Source organism: Pseudoalteromonas sp. NZS100_1 (assembly GCF_015864285.1).
Lineage (GTDB): Bacteria > Pseudomonadota > Gammaproteobacteria > Enterobacterales > Alteromonadaceae > Pseudoalteromonas > Pseudoalteromonas arctica.
The window spans coordinates 31,866-52,982 of the sequence record NZ_JADYXN010000026.1 but is presented as its reverse complement, the minus strand read 5'-3'; the positions used below and the strand labels follow the sequence as shown (position 1 = coordinate 52,982).

The window sequence follows — 21,117 nt, the reverse complement described above, 5'->3', positions numbered from 1 at the left end:
AATTGAATTGAATTGTAAAACCCAAGCGCTTGCTTGGGTTTTTTGTACGTGTAAACCCTTAAACCTTTAGCTTTAAACAGTTTGTTCGCACAAATTCTGATGGTAACTCTGTAATAACCGCTGCTCTTTGTTTGTGGCAAAAGTAAGTGTAAACCTCATGCTCAAAGTCGTCATTTATAGCACGACCAATTTGATAAAGTGCTGAAGTAAAGTTGCTGTCTACTCTAAAATGATCTTTAACTACGTAGTCTTTACTTAAATACCAGTAAAGCTCAATACCTTCATTTTTAGCATATTGATAGAGTACGTCTTTAAGTGTTGTGCCATTTTCAAAGCGCCTAGGTTCAACTTCTCCAGTCCAAGTGGTCGGCATTGGATCAACTGTTCGCGCACGTTCCGCTAATACTCTATCCAAGGTTTGTTCTGGTGTTTTAAGTTTTAAAACAAATTGATCTCGTTCTTTATTACTTTTTACTTGGTTACGAATAGAGGAGTAAAAACGTGATAATCCTTCGGCAGCTGCATTTTTAGATTTTTTAATATCAAATAAAGAACCATCACTCAACAAAAAGTATACGGCGAGTGCTATTAGTACAGCTGCAAATGATAAATGCCTAATCCAAAACCACATGATTATTACCCACCTTATTTGTTCCTATTATTGTTATACCATTACTTTTTATAAAAAGAAGGGGCATTTTTATCAGGTCGAGTTTTAAAACGACGGTGTAGCCACATATATTGTTCGGGTGCGGCATTAACAGATTGTTCCATGCGTTGATTTACACGTGTTACATCAGCCTTATTATCACCACTGGGGAAGTTTTCAAGCTCTGGCAGTATTTCTAAGTGATATTTACCATTTTCATCACGGCGAGTTATTAAACTCATTGTTTCGCAGTTTTTACTGCCTGCAAACATAAGAGTACCCGTTGTAGTTGCAGCGTCAGGTACTGCGTAAAATGGGACAAATTCACAGCGGTTACGACCGTAATCTTGATCGGGTAAGTAATAACATACCTTTTTATTTTTTAATGCTTTTAGTAAACCTTTTACATCTTTTCGACCGATTAAATATTCGTTAGAGCGAAGGCGCCCATTAGTCGTAAAGTATTCCATTAGTGGGTTGTTATGAGGGCGATAAAAGCCAACACCCTGACACTCTAAGCCCATAATACGGCTAGCCATTTCAAGATGCAGAATATGAGGTACAAGCAATAAAACACCTTTACCAGACGCTTGTACGCGTTCAAAGTGCTCAAGCCCTTTAAAAGACCCTAATGCTTTTTGTGCTCGCCACTGCGGCCACCACCAGGCCATGCCAGTCTCAACCATTGCAATACCGGTGTTTTCCATATTTTTGAGCACAAGGTCTTTTTGATCTGCTTCGCTCATATCAGGAAAACACAGCTTAATATTTACTTCTGCAATATGGCGACGGCGCTTCATAAATTTATGAACTAAGCGGCCAAGTTGTTTACCCATTGCCAATTGTAGTTTTTGCGGTAACCAAGAAATTAAATATAAAAATAGAACGCCAATCCACGTTAACCAGTATCGAGGGCCCAAAAAAGTTGCTTTAAAAGGAGATGAGGTGACCACAAAAATATCTCTGAGAATAAAAACGATAGTTTAACGCTAAGCGCTGTAAAATACAAAAAGCCAGCATTTAGCTGGCTTTCAATGTGTTCATACTACATGAGTAATGATATTTAAGCGGCTTTTAAACCTTGATTTATAGCAACTAAATCTTCACTTGTTAGTGTACCCGCCGCTTGTTTTAAGCGAAGGGTAGATAACACATAACGGTAACGTACATCAGCAAGGTTACGCTTTGCATCGTATAAGTTTTGCGTACTTACTAGTACGTCAACAATGGTACGAGTACCTACTTCAAAACCAGCTTCAGTTGCTTTAAGGGCACTTTGAGCTGAAACAACGGCTTGCTCTAGCGCTTTGTAAGTAGCAATATCTGAAACAACTTGATTATAAGATGTAATCACTGTGCGAGTTACTGCACGGTAATTTGTTTCATAGTCTTGGCTAGCACCTACGTAAAATGCACGGGCTTGATTTGTTGCAGCAACTGTTGCACCACCTGAATATAAAGGTACGCTAAAGTTAAGCCCTACAGAGCTTGAGTCTGAACGTGGCTGATCATCAAAGTTAGCGCCATTTATTTGATTGTCTGTAAGAGAATCGCCGTAACTAGCACTTAGTGTTAGCTTTGGATAATGACCCGCTTTAGCTAATTCAATTTGATCTTTTGCAATATCAACCGTTACTTTAGACACTTGCAGGTTGATATTTTTATCTTCAGCTACTTTAACAAAGTCGCTTGAGCGCTTAGTTGGTTTAGTTGTTGAGAAAGTATCTGTATTTAAAAAGTCTAATTTTTCGTGGTATTTACCTGTAATCTCACGAAGTTGCTCGCGAGCGGTTTCTACAGCATTACCTGCAATAATTTCTTGCGCTACCGAGTTATCAAACTGAGCTTGCGCTTCGTGTACGTCTGTAATTGCTGTTAAGCCTACCGCATAACGTTGTTTTGTTTGCTCAAGTTGACGTTCAATTGCACGTTTTTCAGCTTCAACAAATTCAAGGTTATCACTGGCGCTTAATACGTTAAAATAACCCTCAGCAACGCGTACAATTAAGTTTTGTTTAGCTGCATCGTATAGACCGCTTGCTTGAAGCGCTTGCTTGTCGGCAATATCTAACGTATTCCAGGCACCTAAATCAAATAATGTTTGGCTTAAACTTACACCACGAGAGAATTGGTCTGTGTCACTTTCAACTTTTACTTGGTTAGATAAATCGCCAACGCTTTGGTACGACGTTGCATCGCTTTTTGTATAACCCATAGTTAAACCAATTTGAGGTAGTAGTGCACTCATCGCCAAATCGCTTTGGTAAGACTGCGCATCAGCTTGGGCTTTGGCTTTTAAAACAGTAGGATCGTTAGCTGTTGCTATTTCAAAAACTTGTAGTAAATCTTCAGCTTTCACTGCTGTTGCACCTAGTGCGCATGATAAACTAACTAGCGCCGCAAGAATGTTCTTTTTCATGTGGGGTTCGGTCCTTAGACAATTTTTGTACTAAAAGCATGTTAACCTGTTTTACTCCATAACAAAAAAAATAATTAGTAAAACAGTATGTTCAAGTGTAACAGAATATATTAACGCATTTTAAAGCTTTAGATAAGTAGGAAGTAGGTACATGGTTGATAAAAAACTCGTTCAATTTACACATAAAGATGTAGATTTAAAGCCAATAAAAAACCTTTATAAAGGTTTTTTTCAGGTTGATTTATACCAGTTTGAACATGCTCTTTTCGCAGGTGGAAAATCTAAAGTAATTAGCCGAGAAATATTAGAACGTGGCGATGCCATTGCAGTACTCCCTTACGACCCAATTTCAGATACTGTTCTTTTAATTGAGCAAATACGTATTGGCGCTATTAAAAGCAAGCATTCGCCTTGGCTACTAGAGTGTATAGCCGGAATGACAGACGGCAGTACCGACTACGAATCAGTTGTAAAAAAAGAAGCGTATGAAGAAGCAGGGCTTGAATTAACTGAGCTTGAATTTATGCTTTCGTACCTATCAAGCCCTGGTGGTACAACTGAGCGCTTACATTTATATTTAGCGCGTACTGACTTAAGCCAAGTAAAATCAGGTGTATATGGTCTTGAAACTGAAGGGGAGGATATAAAAACTCACATTCTATCAGTTGATGATGCGTTAGTGCGCCTCAATAACGGTGAAATGGATAATGCGGCAACGGTTATTTGTATGCAGTGGCTTGCGCTTAATCGCGAAAAAATGGCAAACAAATGGGCATAAACTTTTACTAAAATTCTTACTAAAACTATGGCGGTACTTTGACAGCACGATTAGCAACAAAACGATATATTCAAAGCCTCCCAAAGTATTTAACACTTTGTGAGCATAACTATGTGCGACTATTAAAGTTGTTACCGAACGAGCGCAATTTAGGAAGCATTCGAGAAGTAAAACTTGGCAATAGTGAATTTGCTACAAAAATTGATGGCAGCGCAAAATACACTATGGATATTTCAATTAAGCAGCTAACAGGAATGGTTAAAGGGATTACGCCGCTGTATTTAACGGTGCGTTTGTATCACGATGCAAAAGTGGCTGAAATTGTTCATCACGATTACCATCAACGCATAAAACCATCGTACGGATACCCTAACCCTAAAATGCATCAAAAAGATGAAAAGTATCAACTTAATGCTTTTTTATACGACTGGTTAGTGGCCTGTGTAGAGCACGGACAAGCGACGTTAAATTGGGATGTAAATAATGGCTTGGTTTGATGATACATATACATTTGATAAATCATCTTTAAAAATTGCTCATATTACTGACAGCCATTTATTTGCAGACAAAAGCAGTGAGTACTTTAATGTAAATACTGCAGATCATTTTGAACAAGCCTTGGCACACATAGCTAAGCAATCAATAGACTGCATTATTTTTGGTGGCGATTTAACACAAGATCATAGTTTTGAATCGTACTTATTATTTAGTGAACTTATAAATGCCAGTGACATTACTTGTCCTGTATTTTGGGTGCCAGGTAATCATGATGAACTAGCAATGCTTAATCGCATAAGTGGTGGGCAAATAAATTCGGCTAAACATATTATTGCTAATGGGATTGAGCTACTTCTTATTAATTCTAAAGGGCCCACGCCCGCAGGATGGGTTACTGGCACGCATTTAGATGAAGTAACGGACGCTTTAGTCAACTCGAATAATAGTAAAGTTATATTTTGTCATCATAATCCGCTGCCAATAAACGGCTACCTTGATAAACACTTATTAGAAAATGGCCCACAGCTTTTAAATATCTTAGTTAATAGTAATAATGTATCTGCGCTTTTTCATGGGCATGTGCACAATGATTACGAACAAAGTTTTAGAGGGCTGCCCATATATGCGACCCCAGCCAGCTCAATACAGTTTGTAAAGCACACTTCACAGTGGGAGCAAAAAAATGCGGGACCAGCTTACAGAACGCTAAATATAAAGAGTAAAAAAGATAAAGTAGAAGTAAAAACGGAAGTAGTATGGCTAAACGCGTAATTTATATTCATGGCTTTAATAGTTCACAAAAATCATATAAAGCTGTGCGCTTTGGTGAGCTTATGGCAAACTATGACGTTGATTATTGTGTACCGAACTTAAACCACGAGCCCCTACAAGCTATAATTGAGCTTGAACAATTACTAACGCCAAATACCGTTTTATTAGGTAGCTCGTTAGGTGGTTTTTTTGCCACGTATTTATCGCAGCGTTATCAAATTCCTGCAGTGGTTATTAATCCCGCGGTCGCACCCTATAATTTATTACAGTCGTTACTTGGACCTAATTATAATCCGTATCAAGATTATCATTACGATTTAAATAACAGTCATATTGAGGCACTTAAATTACTCGCTGTAGATAAATTAGCATACCCTGAGTTACTGTACTTATTACAGCAAACAGGCGATGAAGTGTTGAACTTTCAACACGCAGTAAAATATTATTCGCAATGCAAGCAATTGATAGAATTTGGTGGCGATCATAGCTACGTTGAATTTGAACGCACCTTTGCAAGTATTGTAGATTTTCTTAAAATCACGTAAAACTAGTTAGCCTGAACTGAGGTTAGTTACTATATTAACGCTTTAGCGCATATAACAATAAAACTAGTAAAACGTATTAGAGCCTTAGCGGATATAAAGACAAAAACTATGAGTGATCAAAATTATAACGCCGAAGCCATTGAAGTACTTAATGGATTAGATCCGGTAAAACGACGCCCAGGGATGTACACAGATACAACACGTCCCAATCATTTAGGCCAAGAGGTTATCGATAACAGTGTCGATGAAGCTATGGCGGGTCATGCTACTCGTATCGACGTAATACTCCACGAAGACAATTCGCTTGAAGTAAGTGATGACGGGCGTGGTATGCCTATTGATATTCACCCAGAAGAAGGTATCCCTGGGGTTGAATTGATCTTCACTAAATTACACGCCGGTGGTAAGTTTTCTAATAAAAACTATCAATTTTCGGGTGGTTTACACGGTGTAGGTATTTCGGTAGTAAATGCGTTATCTACGCGTGTAGAAGTAACAGTAAGACGCGACGCTCAACAATACAGAATGGCATTTGAAAGCGGCGATAAAGTAGAAGACTTAAACGTAATTGGTACAGTCGGTAAACGTAACACCGGCACTACGGTTCGTTTTTGGGCTGATGTTAGCTACTTTGATTCACCAAACTACTCAATTACTAAACTTAATCATTTATTAAAAGCCAAAGCAGTTTTGTGCCCAGGGCTGCGAATTAAGTTTGTTAATAAGCAAACAAAAGAAACCCAAGAATGGTTTTATGAAACAGGCTTAAAAGACTATTTAGTTGAAGCAATTAAAGGTTTTGAAACATTACCGCAAGACCCGTTTGTTGGCGAATTTAAAAGTTCAATTGAAGGCGCTGACTGGGCTGTTGTATGGCTACCAGAAGGTGGTGAATCAATAGCTGAAAGCTACGTAAACCTTATTCCTACCGCGCAAGGTGGTACGCATGTAAATGGTTTACGCCAAGGTTTGCTTGAAGCAATGCGTGAATTTTGTGAGTTTAGAAACTTACTCCCTCGTGGTGTGAAATTAACTCCTGATGACATTTGGGATCGTTGTAGTTACGTGTTATCGGTTAAAATGCAAGACCCTCAATTTGCCGGTCAAACAAAAGAAAAACTATCATCACGCTCGTGTTCTGCGTTTGTATCGGGGGTTGTAAAAGACTCGTTTAGTTTATGGTTAAATGAACATACAGATACCGCAGAGTTATTAGCTGAGTTATGTATTTCAAATGCGCAAACTCGCTTGCGTGCAGCTAAAAAAGTAGTGCGTAAGCGTGTTACTGCAGGTCCTGCCTTACCGGGTAAACTTACCGATTGTAGCGCGGCCGATAACGACCGTACCGAATTGTTTTTAGTGGAAGGTGATTCTGCTGGTGGCTCTGCTAAACAAGCAAGAGACCGTGAGTTTCAGGCTATCATGCCGCTACGTGGTAAAATTTTGAATACCTGGGAAGTTGAGTCAGGCCAAATACTAGCATCACAAGAAGTACACGATATTTCAGTGGCGCTGGGTATTGATCCAGAATCAACCGATATGTCGGCATTACGCTACAATAAAATTTGTATATTGGCCGATGCTGACTCGGATGGACTACACATCGCAACACTATTATGTGCATTGTTTGTTCGCCATTTTCCAGAGTTAGTAAAAACAGGGCATGTGTATGTAGCAATGCCGCCATTATTTAGAATCGATATTGGTAAAGAAGTTTATTACGCACTTGATGAGCAAGAAAAAACCGCTATTTTGGCGCGCATAGAAGCCGAGAAAAAACGCGGAAAAGTAAACGTACAACGATTCAAAGGTCTGGGTGAAATGAACCCGTTACAACTGCGTGAAACCACGATGGATCCAAATACACGACGTTTAGTGCAGCTTACGCTTGATGAAGAAGTAGAAACCATGGAAATGATGGATATGCTGCTTGCTAAGAAACGATCGCCTGATCGTCGTCAATGGTTAGAAGATCATGGTAACAAGGCACTCGTTTAATTACCTGTGCTTAACACTAGGAGAGGCGAATGAAAAAACTACTAGGAAGTTTGCTGTTACTTGGGCTGACTACCGCTCCTGTAATGGCGAAAAATATACTCGATAAGCTCACCGTAGCACCGGGATTTGAAATAAGCTTATTTGCAAATGATGTAGAAAATGCACGTCAAATAGCCGTTTCAAAAAAAGGTATTGTGTATGTTGGCTCTCGTAAAGCGGGCAACGTATATGCGCTTATTGATCATAATAGCGATGGCGTAGCAGATAAAAAAATTGTTGTGGCTAAAGGCCTAAACATGCCCTCTGGCATAGCAATTAAAGATGGCGATTTATACGTAGGTGAAGTGCATCGTATTATTCGCTTTAAAAATATTGATACCCAATTAAAAGATCCAAAATTTGATGTGGTTTATGACGCATTACCGAGCGAGCGTCATCATGGTTGGAAATTTTTACGTTTTGCACCAACGGGCGAGCTAATCATTCCGGTGGGTGTACCGTGTAATATTTGTGCTGAGGATGAACGTTTTGGTCGTATTTTTGCGCTTAATGTAGAAACAAAACAAATAAAAACAATAGCCAAGGGCGTTAGAAACACCGTCGGTTTTGATTTTCATCCAGCTACTCAAGCTTTATGGTTTAGTGATAACGGTCGCGACATGATGGGCGATGATATTCCGCCTGATGAGTTAAACCGTGCAACGCAAGAAGGTGAGCATTTTGGTTTTCCGTATGTTCATGCCGGTGCAATTATTGACCCTGAGTTTGGTGAAGGTAAAAATATTGCCGATTACACGTCGCCAGCTCTTGCACTTGCTGCGCATGTAGCGCCACTGGGTATTCATTTTTATAACGGTAAGCAATTTCCAGCAAGCTATAAGCAACAATTATTTGTTGCTGAACATGGCTCATGGAACCGTTCTAAAAAGTCAGGTTATAAAATAGGGCTAGCAACAATTGAAGTAGGTCGCGTAACTAAATATACGCCATTTATTACTGGCTTTATGAAAGACGAAACAACATTTGGACGCCCTGTTGCATTTGCAGAATTAGGTGACGGCAGTCTGTTAGTAAGCGATGATTACGCCAATGTAATCTACCGTGTAAGCTATAAGAAAAACTAGGTAAGCTTTAATGAGTGATACAGATACCTTGCTAATGCAAGGAATTGAGCAACAAACAATGGGGCGTTTTACCGAAGACGCCTATTTAAATTATTCCATGTACGTGATCATGGACCGCGCCTTACCGCATGTAGGTGATGGTTTAAAACCAGTACAGCGTCGTATTATTTATGCGATGAGCGAGCTGGGTTTGTCGGCTAACGCTAAGTACAAAAAATCAGCCCGTACAGTGGGTGACGTGCTTGGTAAGTACCATCCACACGGCGACAGTGCATGTTACGAAGCGATGGTATTAATGGCGCAGCCGTTTTCTTACCGCTACCCTTTGGTAGATGGACAAGGAAACTGGGGTGCGGCAGATGACCCTAAATCGTTTGCAGCAATGCGTTATACCGAAGCGCGTTTATCTAAGTTTTCAGAAGTACTATTAAAAGAGCTTGGCCAAGGCACCGTAGATTGGACACCAAACTTTGATGGTACAATGGATGAGCCTGTTGTACTGCCTTCTCGTTTACCGCATATTTTACTAAACGGTATAACGGGTATTGCCGTAGGTATGGCAACCGATATTCCGCCACATAACGTACGTGAAGTGGCTAGTGCATGTTGTTTATTACTTGATAAACCAAAAACAGAGCTTGAAGAATTACTTGAGCTTGTACATGCACCAGATTACCCAACAGATGCTGAAATAATTACTCCAAAAGCCGATATTCATAAAATATATAAAACCGGTCGTGGGTCTATCAAAATGCGTGCGGTTTATACCGAAGAGCATGGCGATATTGTTATTACAGCGCTGCCGCATCAATGTTCTGGTGGTAAAGTACTTGAGCAAATTGCAGCGCAAATGAACGCTAAAAAATTACCAATGATTGCCGATTTACGTGACGAGTCAGATCACGAAAATCCAACACGCATTGTAATTATTCCGCGCTCAAACCGCATTAAAGCTGAGCCATTAATGGCGCATTTATTTGCAACCACCGATCTTGAAAAAAATTACCGCGTAAACTTAAACATGCTAGGCCTAGATGGCCGCCCGCAAGTTAAAGACTTACGCTGTATTTTAAGTGAGTGGCTAATATTTAGACGCGAAACAGTGCGTCGTCGTTTGCAGTATCGTTTAGATAAAGTATTAGCACGTCTACATATTTTAGAGGGTTTGCTAGCCGCCTTTTTAAATATTGATGAAGTGATTGAAATCATTCGCAGCGAAGATAAACCAAAGCCTGTATTAATGGAGCGCTTTGATTTAACTGATACGCAGGCAGAAGCAATTCTAGAATTAAAACTTCGTCATTTAGCAAAACTTGAAGAGTTTAAAATTCGTGGTGAGCAAGACGAACTGGCTAAAGAACGTGATAAATTAGCGCAAATTTTGGGCTCAGAACGTCGTATGTCGACACTGCTTAAAAAAGAAATTCAAGAAGCCGCTGAAATGTACGGTGACGATCGTCGCTCACCAGTGATTGAGCGCTCAGAAGCGAAAGCACTTAACGAAAAAGATTTAATTCCGTCAGAGTCAGTTACTGTTGTGCTATCAGACAAAGGCTGGGCACGCGTTGGTAAAGGTCATGACTTAGATGTACAAGGCTTAAATTATCGCTCAGGTGACGGCTTTAGAGCCTCTGCTCGTGGTAAGAGTAATCAACCTGCGGTATTTTTAGATTCAGCAGGGCGGGCGTTTGCAACTGATGCGCACAGTCTACCTTCGGCGCGTAGCCAAGGGGAGCCAATGACAGGTCGTTTTAACTTAACACCAGGCGCTAATTTTGAGCACGTGGTAATGAGTGAAGACGAGCAAGTATTGCTTATGGCGTCAGATGCAGGTTACGGCTTTATTACCGACTTCAAAGACTTGGTTAGTAAAAATAAAAACGGTAAAGCGCTCGTAAGTGTCCCTAAAGGTGGAATATTACTTTCTCCTATTAGAGTGAACGATGTTGCTAGCGATTACTGTATGGCTATTTCTAACGAAGGTCGAATGCTTTTATTCCCGCTGCGAGACTTACCAAAATTAGGTAAGGGTAAAGGTAATAAAATCATCTCTATACCAGGTGCTAAAGTACAAGCCCGTGAAGAGTTTGTAAAAGTGCTTGCTGTTGTACCACTAGGTAGCAGTGTTACGCTTCATGCTGGTAAGCGTAAACTAACACTTAAACCAAGTGATTTAGAGCATTATCATGGTGAGCGAGGACGTAGGGGTAATAAACTACCGCGTGGCTTACAGCGTGTTGACGAAGCTGTTGTTGAGCTAACACCTCAAGATGATGAACCAATAGACGTTATTAGCGAAGAGTAGCCAATTACTTTTTTGTATAAATAAAAACGGTCTGCATTTGCAGGCCGTTTTTGTTTTAAAATAAAGAGCTTAAATATTTCAGCGTACACTTGTGCGCTATTGACTCGTTTGTGTCACAAAATAACGCTATAATAATTATAATTCATTTTTGGAGAAGCCCATTTGCTAGCTGTTATACGCGTTTTTATTATGCTGCTGTTTATATTATTCAGTTGTATTTTTGGTTTATTACTTTCGATTGTAAGACCATTTCACCCTAATAATGTACATATTATAGCGGGTTGGTTTGGCTCAATGGCTAAAATGGTTGGCGTTAAGCTAGTTCTAACACGTCATAAAGATGCCGTTGATCCAGGTCCTGCAGTTTATGTTGCTAATCATCAAAATAGCTACGACTTATTTACAGTGCCAGCAATGGTGCCAAAAAACTGCGTAAGTTTGGGTAAAAAGAGCTTAAAGTGGATCCCATTTTTTGGTCAGCTTTATTGGTTGTCGGGTAATATATTAATAGACAGATCGAATCGCTCCAAAGCGGCAGGAACTATCTCAAAAGCAGCCGAAAAAATTAAAAATAATGGCTTATCTGTATGGATGTTTCCAGAAGGCACACGAAGCTATGGAAGAGGGTTACTACCATTCAAAACGGGTGCATTTCACACCGCAATGAGCGCAGATGTACCCATAATTCCGGTATGTATGAATACAACACATAAAACCATTAAGCTAAATCGTTGGGATAATGGTACAATTCACATCGAAATGTTAGCGCCTATACCGCTTGATAAAGAAATTAGCGCGCGTGAGCATGCTAAAAGCGTGCATAGCATTATGGCTGCTAAAATAACTGAATTAGATGCTCAAGTGAGAGAAAAATAATGGAAAACTGGCGTGAAATAAGTGAAGACATCGTAAGTTCACTACTTGAAGATGGGTCAGACCCTGAAATACTTTATGAAGTAGAGCACCACTTTGTGTGTGAAGACTTTCCTAAGTTAGAGCAAGCTGCACTTGCTGCTTTTAAATTGGGTTACGATGTTGAAGAACCAGCAGAGCTTGAGCTTGAAGACGGTAACAAAATTTGGAGCTTTGACATTGTAGTTGAAGCTGAGCTAGACGTAGACGTTATTATGGAAGACGTTGATAAGCTAGCGCAACTAGCCGTTGAGTGCGAAGTTGAGTACGATGGTTGGGGTACTTACTTTCAAGAGTAATTAGCTGACTGTTATAAAAAAGACGATCATTGCAAAGTGCTCGTCTTTTTTAATGCCTGTAAAAGCGTGCTACCAAACATGCGCTTCCCCTAGGTTTTTTTCTAGGGACGATTAACTCTTTGTTGCCTAAATGGATGTGGTAAGGGGCGTGAACAGGACGCGGAAGCTTTGCTCGGTTTTTACTTATTTTCACATGGAAGTAAGCCAGTAGCGTAACGCAGGAGTAGTTACCGAGCCAGCTAGGTTACAAACCCCGCGCCGCGATTTAACCGCCCCCTAGATTAAACTAATTTCAATCCGCAAAGGACAACATGCCGAGTTCTGCTAAAACTTTTAATTCGAACTAAATCAAATCAACCTTCTAGGTGTTTTCAATAGTTTATTTAAAACTTATTGGTATGTTTTGTACAAATATTATTAATAAATTATCTATAGAAAATAAAATATCCACCTTCACTGAGCTCAAACACCTCTTAAATTTTCTAAGCTACCCTTCACTAATATAATAATACTTTCATCTTTAAATTCTTATTTCAAATGCATTTCGTTCTGCCATTATTAAATTTTATTTTATATAAACAGTCTAAATTAATTGGTTAACCAGTGGTATTCTAGTTAATTAAACTGAACGTAAGCTTTACTGCATAAAATAAAATGAAAACCAATTTTGTTATTACAGGAAATGCGATTTTTGAATTTTTAATAAATTACCAATTAAAGTTTTATTTAATGCTTTTTCATTATTTTATATTTTTCCCTTATCTGGGTTTTGTTGTTTTTTGACGGTGATTTATTTTAAGTCTCTGTTTTTATTTGTTTTTATTATGTGTTGATTTAATGAATCTAAATGAAATCAATACTTATTACCTATTAAATAAATTGTTGCAAATTTATTACAAGCAATATAACTTGTGTCTCAGCCCAGCTGGCAATAATCATTGGTAATATTTATTTGTAAACCAGGAGCGGTTTTTTTACATTTAACTTATTACCAATTACACATAAAAACACAAGTTAAAACCTATTTGCAGGCGGTGATCTAGGCTCAAGTGAAATACTCATTTATAGCCATGTAGTAAGATTTTTTCATGTACAGGTTTGGAGAAATAAAGATAATGATTAACCAAAAATCCCTATTTATGCTTGCAGCAATGACTGCTAGCTCAAGTTTTGTACAAGCGGCAACTGTTAATAATGCTGGATTTGAAGATGGTTGGAATAACTGGAATGAAACAGAACCAGCGGCTATTTCAGGTAGTGCTTACAAGGGCTCTAAATCATTAAAAATTCAAGGTAGTCCAGGGCGTGTTTACCAGAATGTAGATGTAGATCGAAATACTCAGTACACGTTAAGTGCGTACGTACTTGGCAAGGGACAAATCGGCATTAACGATCTTAATGGTTTGTTTAAAAGTGAGAAATTTAACGTTTCTTCGTGGACAAAAGTATCTAAAACTTTCACAACAGCTAGCACTAATTCATTGCAAGTATTTGCTAAGCATGACAATAGCTCAAACGATGTTCGCTTTGACAGCTTTTCATTAACTAAGGGAAGTTCTTCTGGCGGCGGAGACACGGGTGGTGGTGATACTGGCGGTGGCGACACTGGTAGTGGTTCCGGCATAGCAAGCAATATCACCAACGGTAGTATTTTTGACCTTGAAGGTAACGATCCTCATCCATTAGTAAATAGCGACACTTTAGAGTTTGTTCCTCTAGAAGCGCGTCATATCACTCCAAACGGGAATGGCTGGCGTCATGAATATAAAGTAAAAGAAAGTGCACGTGTTGCAATGACTGAAACCTATGAGGTTTTTGAGGCAACTGTAAAAGTTGAAATGTCAGATGGTGGTAAAACGATTATTTCTCAGCACCATGCTAGCGATACGGGTACGATTTCAAAAGTATATGTTTCAGATACTGATGAATCAGGTTTTGATGATAGCGTAGCAGATAACGGGATTTTTGACGTTTATGTTCGCCTGCGTAACACCAGTGGTAAAGAAGAAAAGCATGCACTAGGTACTATTAGAAGTGGTGGTTCATTCAATCTAAAAGTAGTTAATAATTACGGTGATGTAGATGTGACTGCATTAGGTACTACCTTTGGTATTCCGGTAGAAGATGATTCAGAATCTTACTTTAAGTTTGGTAATTATTTACAATCACAAGACCCATATACACTAGATGAGTGTGGCGAGTCAGGAAACTCAGATTCATTTAAAGAGTGCTTTAAAGATTTAGGAATTACAAAAGCTAAAGTAACAATGACTGACGTTAGTTATACGCGTAAAACTAACTAATTATTTAGTAGTTTAGAAAGCCACTCAGTTTAAAGCTGAGTGGCTTTTTTAATGCTTTTTTAATGCTTTTTAAATGTATAAACTTAATCTATAACCATTTTTTATTTTTAAAATACACACCAATACCGCCAGTAAGTACAATCAAAAATATAACAAACGCACTAAACGCATAGGGGCTCTCGGTACCCGGAATACCTCCTACGTTTACGCCTAACAGGCCGGTTAAAAAGCCTAAAGGTAAAAACAATGCAGCTACAACCGACATTACATACATACGCTGATTTAATTGCTCAGACACTTGGTTAGTGATTGTTTGCTGAATGATTTGCGCACGTTCAATAGAGCTATCAAGCTCCTCTAAATAACGAATAAGTAAGTTTGTTGTTTCGTTTAATTTTGCTTTATCGTCATCTAACAGCCACGGGTAGTGATTATTTACCATTGAGCTAAGGGCTTCTTTTTGCGGTTTTAAATAACGCTTTAAGGCAATTGTTTGACGGCGCAACTGTGATAAACCTTGGTTATCAAACTTTTTACTTGGTTCATCTATTTCTTCTTCAAACTCGTCGAGTGTTTCATCTAGTGAGTCAATAACGCTTTGCATGCGAGAAGTTAGTTTTTGTGTAATAGAGCATACTAGCTCAGAAATATTGCATGGGCCTTTATTTTCATTTAAACAAGCGATCGTATCTTGCACCGATAATAAACGACGTTTGCGGGTAGTAATAAGAATGTCTTCGCTAATAAATAAACGAATTGAAACCATGTCTTCAGGGCTTTGTGCTGGATTTAAATTTACACCACGTAAAAATAACATATGTCCGTTAGTCGTTGATGTAATACGCGGGCGTGTTTCATCAGCAATTAAGGACTCTAATTCGTAGTCGTTTAAATGAGGTTGTGCCTTGAGCCATTCAACAGCCTCGCTTTGGCTATAGTCCATGTGCACCCAAAGTTTTCCGTGGCTTGGTTGCCAGCTATTTAGCTCATTAGTGCTTTCAATAGGGCGAGCGCCGCCTTGTCCATCAAGTACAAGTGCATGTAGTAAACCATTAATCATAATTATTTCTCATAATAGTGTATTTTTAATACCGTTAACTATAGTGTATCTACTTAAGTATTTTAAACTTACCTTTATTTTTAATAAGTTAAGCTTAAATAGCAAAATATATGCAGAGCCTTTGGGCTGAGTAAAGTGGCATAAAGTACTATTCAGCAAGGCGTGCATTGTGTGACCAGTTGTTTAAAAAGATCAATTTAATTTACTAATCGACTAGATAAATTTATTTCGTTGGTGTTTTTTTACCTGTAGCGTATAAGTCACTTTTTTATTAAGGGCACATTTATGACAGCAAAGATCACAGTTGGTTGGCGTGAGTGGTTAAGTTTACCTGGGCTTGGTATTAACGAGATAAAAGCAAAAATTGATACTGGCGCTCGCACTTCATGTATTCATGCAATTAACATTGAAGAATACGAAGTTGACTCAGAAAAATGGGTTAAATTTACGGCCCAGCCACTGCAAGATGATGAACAAACGCAAGTCACTTGCAATGCAAAAGTTAAAAAAATGAAGTACGTAACCAGCTCAAGTGGGCAAAAAGAGTTACGTTACTTTATAGAAACTACATTGCATGCAGGCGAGCATAGCTGGCCTATCGAGCTTACTTTAACAAGCCGTGCAACAATGAAGTTTAGAATGTTATTAGGGCGTACAGCCATGGAAAATCGTATAGTCGTTGACCCGGCTTTATCTCAACTATTAGGTCGTAAGGTTTAACTATGAAAATCGGTATTTTATCTCGCAACAGAAAATTATATTCAACGCGTCGCTTAATTGAGGCGGCAGAGGCACGCGGTCACGAAGTTAAAGTGATTGATGCATTGCGCTGTTATATGAATATAAACTCTGAGCAACCAGAAATTCACTATCGCGGTGAAAACTTAAAAGAATTTGACGCAATCGTCCCGCGTATTGGTGCATCGGTTACATTTTATGGCTGTTCGGTACTTCGTCAGTTTGAAATGATGGGTGTTTACCCTGTAAATGAATCAGTCGCTATTTCTCGTTCGCGCGATAAATTACGCTCACTTCAGTTACTTTCGCGCAAAGGCGTTGGTATGCCAGTAACAGGTTTTGCTAGCAAACCAGATGATGTAAAAGACTTACTAGAAATGGTAGGCGGTGCACCTGTTGTAATTAAATTACTTGAAGGCACACAAGGCATTGGTGTTGTACTTGCTGAAACACGCAAAGCGGCAGAAAGCGTTATTGAAGCATTTATGGGCTTAAAAGCTAATATTATGGTTCAGGAATACATTAAAGAAGCGGGTGGTGCCGATATACGTTGTTTCGTATTAGGCGATAAAGTAATAGCAGCAATGAAGCGCCAAGCACAAGAAGGTGAGTTCCGCTCTAATCTTCACCGTGGCGGTAGTGCTACATTAGTTCGTATTACTCCAGAAGAACGTAAAACGGCAGTAGCGGCGGCTAAATCAATGGGCTTGAACGTAGCGGGAGTTGATTTACTTCGCTCATCTCGTGGACCACTTGTGATGGAAGTAAACTCATCACCAGGTTTAGAGGGCATTGAAATAGCAACAGGTAAAGACATTGCAGGCATGGTGATTGATTTCATCGAAAAAAATGCTTCAAGTAAAGGAACAGCAACACGTGGCAAAGGTTAAAATTAACCGTCCTTTTTCCTTATTAGGAGAGAGTGTAGGCGTAGGCGAGCGTAAAACACTTGCCTTAGAGGCAGCTAAACTTTATACCCATTCACCACTTAATATTCCTATTGAAGTGGTTAACGGTGTAATGGAAGGTCCTGTGCTTATGGTGTGTGCGGCTATTCATGGTGATGAGCTAAATGGCGTAGAAGTTGTGCGTCAATTAATTGCTAAAATAGACCCAAGCCAACTGCGCGGTACAATAATCGCTGTGCCTATTGTGAATGTGTTTGGCTTTATTCATAAATCGCGTTACTTACCAGACAGACGCGATATGAATCGTAGCTTCCCAGGTTCTGAGCGTGGCTCACTTGCTGGGCGTATGGCTTATATGTTTTTTAATCAAGTGGCTATACATTGTACCCACATTATTGATTTACATACTGGCGCTATTCATCGAACTAACTTACCGCAAATTCGCGCTAACTTAGCTGATGAAGCAACCGCGGAAATGGCTAAAGCATTCGGCACGCCAGCAGTTATAGATGCATCATTGCGTAATGGCTCATTACGAAGTGAAGCTGCAAACCTAGGTATCCCGGTTATAACCTATGAAGCTGGTGAAGCACTGCGTTTTGATCCAATCGCAATTGCGGCCGGTGTACAGGGTGTTGATTATGTTATGCGTCATTTAAAAATGATCCGTGGCAAGCGTCCTAAAAAGTTACCAGATCCTATTATTGCAGGTTCAACTAGTTGGATACGTGCCGAAGTTGATGGCATTGTGCGTGCACAAGTATCACTAGGGGAGCATGTAACTAAAGGGCAAGTACTTGCTTATATTAGTAGCCCACTAGGTGACTCTGAGCTTGAGCTTTTAGCGCCTAAAGGCGGTATTGTTATTGGTCAGCAAACTATGCCATTGGTAAATGAAGGTGATGCGGTATTCCACCTTGCTTACTTTGCAAATGACAATAGTTTAGTAGAGCAGCAACTAGAGAACTTTATTGATGAGATAAACGATTTAGATGACGAGCTTAAAACCGCTGAACTAAATAACTAATAGCTAGGGCGTGTTGAACTTTTCGGATTGAAATTTGTTCAATCTAGGGGCGATTAAATCGCGGCGCGAGGTTTGTAACCTAGTGGGCTAAGTAAAAACCGAGTAACAAAGAGTTTATCGCCCCTAGGCAGAACCCGAAGGGCAGCGCATGTTTGGCATTTATGCTGCGTTATCGCCTATTTATGGGGAGTAACCACACTTCATAGGCTCTGCCTTGCCTAAAAACCAAACATACTGCTGCAAATTCAACCATCAAAGATCAACACGCCCTAGTCTTAATTTTGGTTAGTTAAAGCATTAAAAAGCCGCAGAAGTTAATTACTTACTGCGGCTTTTTTGTGACTATTACTTTTTTAACTATGTTTTTTAGGGCCAATAATACGTTTTATAACGGGAGCTTTTGTTGGCTTTGGTTCTTTATTTAAAACCATGACAGGGCGTGTCACAAATAAATTATTAGGGTAAATTACACGGTGCCCATCAATATGCTCAAGTACTACATTCATTAAGCCCATTTCAACAATGCGCCCTTCAATATGATTTGCACCATCAATAATTCGTACCCAATAACCAACGCGGCAATCGTTTTGAATAAACATTAGTAAAAATGCGGTGAGATTACTTAATAATGACCAAGCAGCGAAGAGTGCTACGCCCAACATAGCAAATAAAGAGGAGCCTAAAACCAATAAGCCACGCAGCTCTATACCCCAAAATACTAAAACTAAACACAGCACGACAAAGGCGAGTATAATTTTTAGTAAGAGCTCTGCACGATATTTTCGGTGTAAATCAACTTTCCCCTTAATTGCTTTTTCGAGTAATTTTTTGGTTATTTTTAATAGCAGAGGGAAAACCAAAATAGCGATTATAGTTACAATTAACTTATATTGTGATGCAAACAATTCTAAAACTTCTATTATTTCCACATTAGGCCCTGAACTTTAATACCAATTTAATTTAATTCAATTGGTATTAGTTTAACGCGTTTGTATTATTTAAAAAGTGTTTTTAACGCTCACTAACCACTGTACTGAGTCTACGTCATCGTAGCTATCAACTGGGGCTGCAATATCAATGTGGATCATGGTTCCTGAGTTTGCACGACTTGGTGCTAAACGAAGACCCACGCCTATATTTTTTAATACATGTGCGTTTTCGCCATTATCTTTATCGTTAAACCATGCTCTGCCCACATCTACAAAAGCTGCGCCACCCACTTTAAATAGTTGTAGTAAATCGTACTCCCAGTAATAGCGCTTTTCTAGATTAACTAAAAAGCTGCGGTCGCCATGTTGATAATCCATAGGGTAACCACGCAGGCCTGTTTCGCCGCCTAAAGTAAGTTGTTGATCAGCAGTAAGGTTTTTTGCGTATTGTACCCGGGCTTTAACATACCAAGATTGGTCTTCACTGGTATTTAAATAATATTGTACTTGGCTAGTGGCCATAAAGTTTTCGAGTTTTTTCTGTTCTTTATTCCAATAGCCATCAATATCAGCACTAAAACGCCATAAGGTATTATCGTTAGTAAAGTGGGCTTTTTTAAAGTTAACAGAATACACCGCGCGGCTGTCGTCATTACTTAATGATTCGTCTGAATAGCCAATTAAGCTTTTAATATTCCAACCTAAGTTTAAATCCTCAGTGCGAGATATACTGTCAAAATTGCGTACTTTTATGTAGTTATCTTCAAACCAATGGCCGCTTATAAAGGGATAACTTAAACTTCTGTCATCGGCAAGTGGTGCAAATGTAGTGTCTATAGCTTCAAAGGTATGCTGCTCGTCGGTATAACCTAAGGTTAAGCGTTGGGTCCAATTATTATTAAGCGCTTTAGAGTGTCCTATAAATGCACGGTTTAAATCAGTAGTTTGATCAAATTCGCTAAACTCTTCGCCGCGTTTATATAGTGACTCTTCGCGCTGCTCAGAATAGCTTAAAATACCGTAACTAAAAGGGGTGTCTATCGCGTAAAATGGATAGGTTAGCTCAAGTAAATGGCGCTTGCCATCGCTGTTATCAGCGTACTCTAAACGGCCGCGGTAGCGAGTAGAAAAAATATTAGGATCGTCGTAAACAAATAAATAACCGCTACGATCGCTGTCGGTCGTGCGTGACAAAGAAAGGCGCTTCCCCCAACCAAGCAGGTTTGATTCTCTAAAACCTATACTTGATTTATTTTCTCCACCGCTACGGCTAAAGTTTACTTCAGGTAAAAGTGTCCATAAATCACGGGTAACCACTTCTACATTAACGTCACCGTCGCAGTTTTCGATTGCACTAATTTGTGCATCATATAAGTAACTTTCTTTACGAAGTAAGCGCTCAGACTCGGCAAGCTTTTTAGCATCGTACTTGTCACCAGGGGAGAATAATAAAAGGTTATTAATGACATCGGGCTCTGTTTGAATATGAGCGCGGTTAGCAAATCGGAATAGGGCATTATTTTCCTCTTCAAGCTCAGTATTAAATACATTAAGTTGCTTGAGCTTTATTGAGGCTATTTTAGCGTTACTATTACTGTGCGTGAGGGTTGTTTTGTCTTGAACTTCTCGGCGTAAGTTTTTATTTGTGCTTAAATCTGTCTGTTCTACAAGGCAGTTATCAGTTTTCGTTGAAGATTGTTGTGCGAATGCATTAGGCACATAAAAGCTTAAAACCGTTAAGCTAATACAACATTGTGCTATCCATTTCTTGTTCACCATTAAACCTCTTTACTGCTACGTAGCAAATGACTATCGTAATATCAGCTTACATCATTGTTATTATAATGTAAGTAA

The 21,117-nt window shown here is 39.2% G+C and carries 19 protein-coding genes; 13 read left to right on the top strand and 6 right to left on the bottom strand.

Annotated features, from left to right (window positions below):
- Positions 1-58 precede the first annotated feature (58 nt).
- From I6F66_RS15910 to tolC, 3 genes are all read right to left on the bottom strand, one after another.
- Positions 59-631: a toxin co-regulated pilus biosynthesis Q family protein gene (locus I6F66_RS15910; RefSeq protein ID WP_101163672.1), complete on the bottom strand. Its 573-nt coding sequence runs from the start codon at positions 629-631 to the stop codon at positions 59-61.
- 41 nt (positions 632-672) lie between these two features.
- Positions 673-1,602: an LpxL/LpxP family Kdo(2)-lipid IV(A) lauroyl/palmitoleoyl acyltransferase gene (gene lpxL, locus I6F66_RS15905; RefSeq protein WP_165727196.1), complete on the bottom strand. Its 930-nt coding sequence runs from the start codon at positions 1,600-1,602 to the stop codon at positions 673-675.
- Positions 1,603-1,712: 110 nt separating this feature from the next.
- Positions 1,713-3,068, bottom strand: coding sequence for an outer membrane channel protein TolC (gene tolC / locus I6F66_RS15900; RefSeq protein WP_165735501.1), 1,356 nt, complete (start codon positions 3,066-3,068; stop codon positions 1,713-1,715).
- Between the two features lie 151 nt (positions 3,069-3,219).
- Between tolC and I6F66_RS15895 the strand changes: the two genes are divergently transcribed.
- From I6F66_RS15895 to I6F66_RS15850, 10 genes are all read left to right on the top strand, one after another.
- Positions 3,220-3,846 carry an NUDIX domain-containing protein gene (locus tag I6F66_RS15895; protein WP_197141986.1) on the top strand — a complete coding sequence of 209 codons (627 nt, stop codon included), beginning with the start codon at positions 3,220-3,222 and terminating at the stop codon, positions 3,844-3,846.
- A 38-nt stretch (positions 3,847-3,884) separates the two neighbouring features.
- Positions 3,885-4,343 carry a DUF1249 domain-containing protein gene (locus I6F66_RS15890; RefSeq protein ID WP_197141984.1) on the top strand — a complete coding sequence of 153 codons (459 nt, stop codon included), beginning with the start codon at positions 3,885-3,887 and terminating at the stop codon, positions 4,341-4,343.
- A complete protein-coding gene (locus tag I6F66_RS15885) occupies positions 4,330-5,115 on the top strand; it encodes a metallophosphoesterase (RefSeq protein ID WP_197141982.1) in 786 nt (261 codons plus the stop codon). The genes I6F66_RS15890 and I6F66_RS15885 overlap by 14 nt, the downstream gene beginning before the upstream one ends.
- Complete coding sequence (locus I6F66_RS15880) at positions 5,100-5,660, top strand: YqiA/YcfP family alpha/beta fold hydrolase (RefSeq protein WP_007585377.1); 561 nt, start codon at positions 5,100-5,102, stop codon at positions 5,658-5,660. The genes I6F66_RS15885 and I6F66_RS15880 overlap by 16 nt, the downstream gene beginning before the upstream one ends.
- Before the next feature lie 108 nt (positions 5,661-5,768).
- Positions 5,769-7,658 carry a DNA topoisomerase IV subunit B gene (gene parE, locus I6F66_RS15875; protein ID WP_024590690.1) on the top strand — a complete coding sequence of 630 codons (1,890 nt, stop codon included), beginning with the start codon at positions 5,769-5,771 and terminating at the stop codon, positions 7,656-7,658.
- A 29-nt stretch (positions 7,659-7,687) separates the two neighbouring features.
- Entirely contained in the window at positions 7,688-8,782 is a 1,095-nt protein-coding gene (locus I6F66_RS15870) for a sorbosone dehydrogenase family protein (RefSeq protein WP_165727199.1), read from the top strand.
- A 10-nt stretch (positions 8,783-8,792) separates the two neighbouring features.
- Positions 8,793-11,087 (top strand): DNA topoisomerase IV subunit A, encoded by a 2,295-nt coding sequence (parC, locus tag I6F66_RS15865; protein WP_010553285.1) that lies wholly within the window; start codon positions 8,793-8,795, stop codon positions 11,085-11,087.
- Between the two features lie 162 nt (positions 11,088-11,249).
- Positions 11,250-11,963, top strand: a complete 714-nt coding sequence (locus tag I6F66_RS15860; protein WP_024590693.1) for a 1-acylglycerol-3-phosphate O-acyltransferase — start codon at positions 11,250-11,252, stop codon at positions 11,961-11,963.
- On the top strand, positions 11,963-12,298 hold the full coding sequence (rraB, locus tag I6F66_RS15855; RefSeq protein WP_007585369.1) for a ribonuclease E inhibitor RraB: 336 nt from the start codon (positions 11,963-11,965) through the stop codon (positions 12,296-12,298). Before I6F66_RS15860 ends, rraB begins: the two co-directional genes overlap by 1 nt.
- A 1,115-nt stretch (positions 12,299-13,413) precedes the next feature.
- Complete coding sequence (locus tag I6F66_RS15850; RefSeq protein ID WP_165742187.1) at positions 13,414-14,601, top strand: polysaccharide lyase family 7 protein; 1,188 nt, start codon at positions 13,414-13,416, stop codon at positions 14,599-14,601.
- Positions 14,602-14,689: 88 nt separating this feature from the next.
- On the opposite strand, the gene I6F66_RS15845 is transcribed toward I6F66_RS15850, so the two are convergent.
- Positions 14,690-15,661, bottom strand: coding sequence for a zinc transporter ZntB (locus tag I6F66_RS15845; protein ID WP_165740541.1), 972 nt, complete (start codon positions 15,659-15,661; stop codon positions 14,690-14,692).
- A 285-nt stretch (positions 15,662-15,946) separates the two neighbouring features.
- Here I6F66_RS15845 and I6F66_RS15840 point away from each other — a divergent pair, with 285 nt between their 5' ends.
- Genes I6F66_RS15840 through I6F66_RS15830 form a run of 3 tightly spaced genes read left to right on the top strand, consistent with a single transcriptional unit; the run spans position 15,947 to position 18,334 of the window.
- Entirely contained in the window at positions 15,947-16,381 is a 435-nt protein-coding gene (locus I6F66_RS15840) for an ATP-dependent zinc protease (protein ID WP_007585784.1), read from the top strand.
- Positions 16,382-16,383: 2 nt separating this feature from the next.
- Positions 16,384-17,289: a 30S ribosomal protein S6--L-glutamate ligase gene (gene rimK / locus I6F66_RS15835; protein ID WP_002961977.1), complete on the top strand. Its 906-nt coding sequence runs from the start codon at positions 16,384-16,386 to the stop codon at positions 17,287-17,289.
- The gene (locus I6F66_RS15830; RefSeq protein ID WP_007585786.1) at positions 17,276-18,334 is read left to right on the top strand and encodes a succinylglutamate desuccinylase/aspartoacylase family protein; all 1,059 of its coding nucleotides are present in this window, start codon (positions 17,276-17,278) and stop codon (positions 18,332-18,334) included. The genes rimK and I6F66_RS15830 overlap by 14 nt, the downstream gene beginning before the upstream one ends.
- Before the next feature lie 353 nt (positions 18,335-18,687).
- Here the strand turns inward: I6F66_RS15830 and I6F66_RS15825 are convergent, their stop codons facing one another.
- Together I6F66_RS15825 and I6F66_RS15820 are read right to left on the bottom strand one after the other, a co-directional pair.
- Positions 18,688-19,263 carry a mechanosensitive ion channel domain-containing protein gene (locus tag I6F66_RS15825; RefSeq protein ID WP_010553281.1) on the bottom strand — a complete coding sequence of 192 codons (576 nt, stop codon included), beginning with the start codon at positions 19,261-19,263 and terminating at the stop codon, positions 18,688-18,690.
- Positions 19,264-19,332: 69 nt separating this feature from the next.
- Complete coding sequence (locus tag I6F66_RS15820; RefSeq protein WP_197119791.1) at positions 19,333-21,042, bottom strand: BamA/TamA family outer membrane protein; 1,710 nt, start codon at positions 21,040-21,042, stop codon at positions 19,333-19,335.
- Positions 21,043-21,117: the final 75 nt, after the last annotated feature.

Bases quoted from the DNA above. Each gene is read 5' to 3' on its own strand.
- rraB (WP_007585369.1), top strand. From the start codon at position 11,963: ATGGAAAACTGGCGTGAAATAAGTGAAGACATCGTAAGTTCACTACTT.
- I6F66_RS15885 (WP_197141982.1), top strand. From the start codon at position 4,330: ATGGCTTGGTTTGATGATACATATACATTTGATAAATCATCTTTAAAA.
- I6F66_RS15840 (WP_007585784.1), top strand. From the start codon at position 15,947: ATGACAGCAAAGATCACAGTTGGTTGGCGTGAGTGGTTAAGTTTACCT.
- I6F66_RS15850 (WP_165742187.1), top strand. From the start codon at position 13,414: ATGATTAACCAAAAATCCCTATTTATGCTTGCAGCAATGACTGCTAGC.
- I6F66_RS15880 (WP_007585377.1), top strand. From the start codon at position 5,100: ATGGCTAAACGCGTAATTTATATTCATGGCTTTAATAGTTCACAAAAA.
- I6F66_RS15870 (WP_165727199.1), top strand. From the start codon at position 7,688: ATGAAAAAACTACTAGGAAGTTTGCTGTTACTTGGGCTGACTACCGCT.
- parC (WP_010553285.1), top strand. From the start codon at position 8,793: ATGAGTGATACAGATACCTTGCTAATGCAAGGAATTGAGCAACAAACA.
- parE (WP_024590690.1), top strand. From the start codon at position 5,769: ATGAGTGATCAAAATTATAACGCCGAAGCCATTGAAGTACTTAATGGA.
- rimK (WP_002961977.1), top strand. From the start codon at position 16,384: ATGAAAATCGGTATTTTATCTCGCAACAGAAAATTATATTCAACGCGT.
- I6F66_RS15895 (WP_197141986.1), top strand. From the start codon at position 3,220: ATGGTTGATAAAAAACTCGTTCAATTTACACATAAAGATGTAGATTTA.
- I6F66_RS15845 (WP_165740541.1), bottom strand. From the start codon at position 15,661: ATGATTAATGGTTTACTACATGCACTTGTACTTGATGGACAAGGCGGC.
- tolC (WP_165735501.1), bottom strand. From the start codon at position 3,068: ATGAAAAAGAACATTCTTGCGGCGCTAGTTAGTTTATCATGCGCACTA.
- I6F66_RS15910 (WP_101163672.1), bottom strand. From the start codon at position 631: ATGTGGTTTTGGATTAGGCATTTATCATTTGCAGCTGTACTAATAGCA.
- I6F66_RS15820 (WP_197119791.1), bottom strand. From the start codon at position 21,042: ATGGTGAACAAGAAATGGATAGCACAATGTTGTATTAGCTTAACGGTT.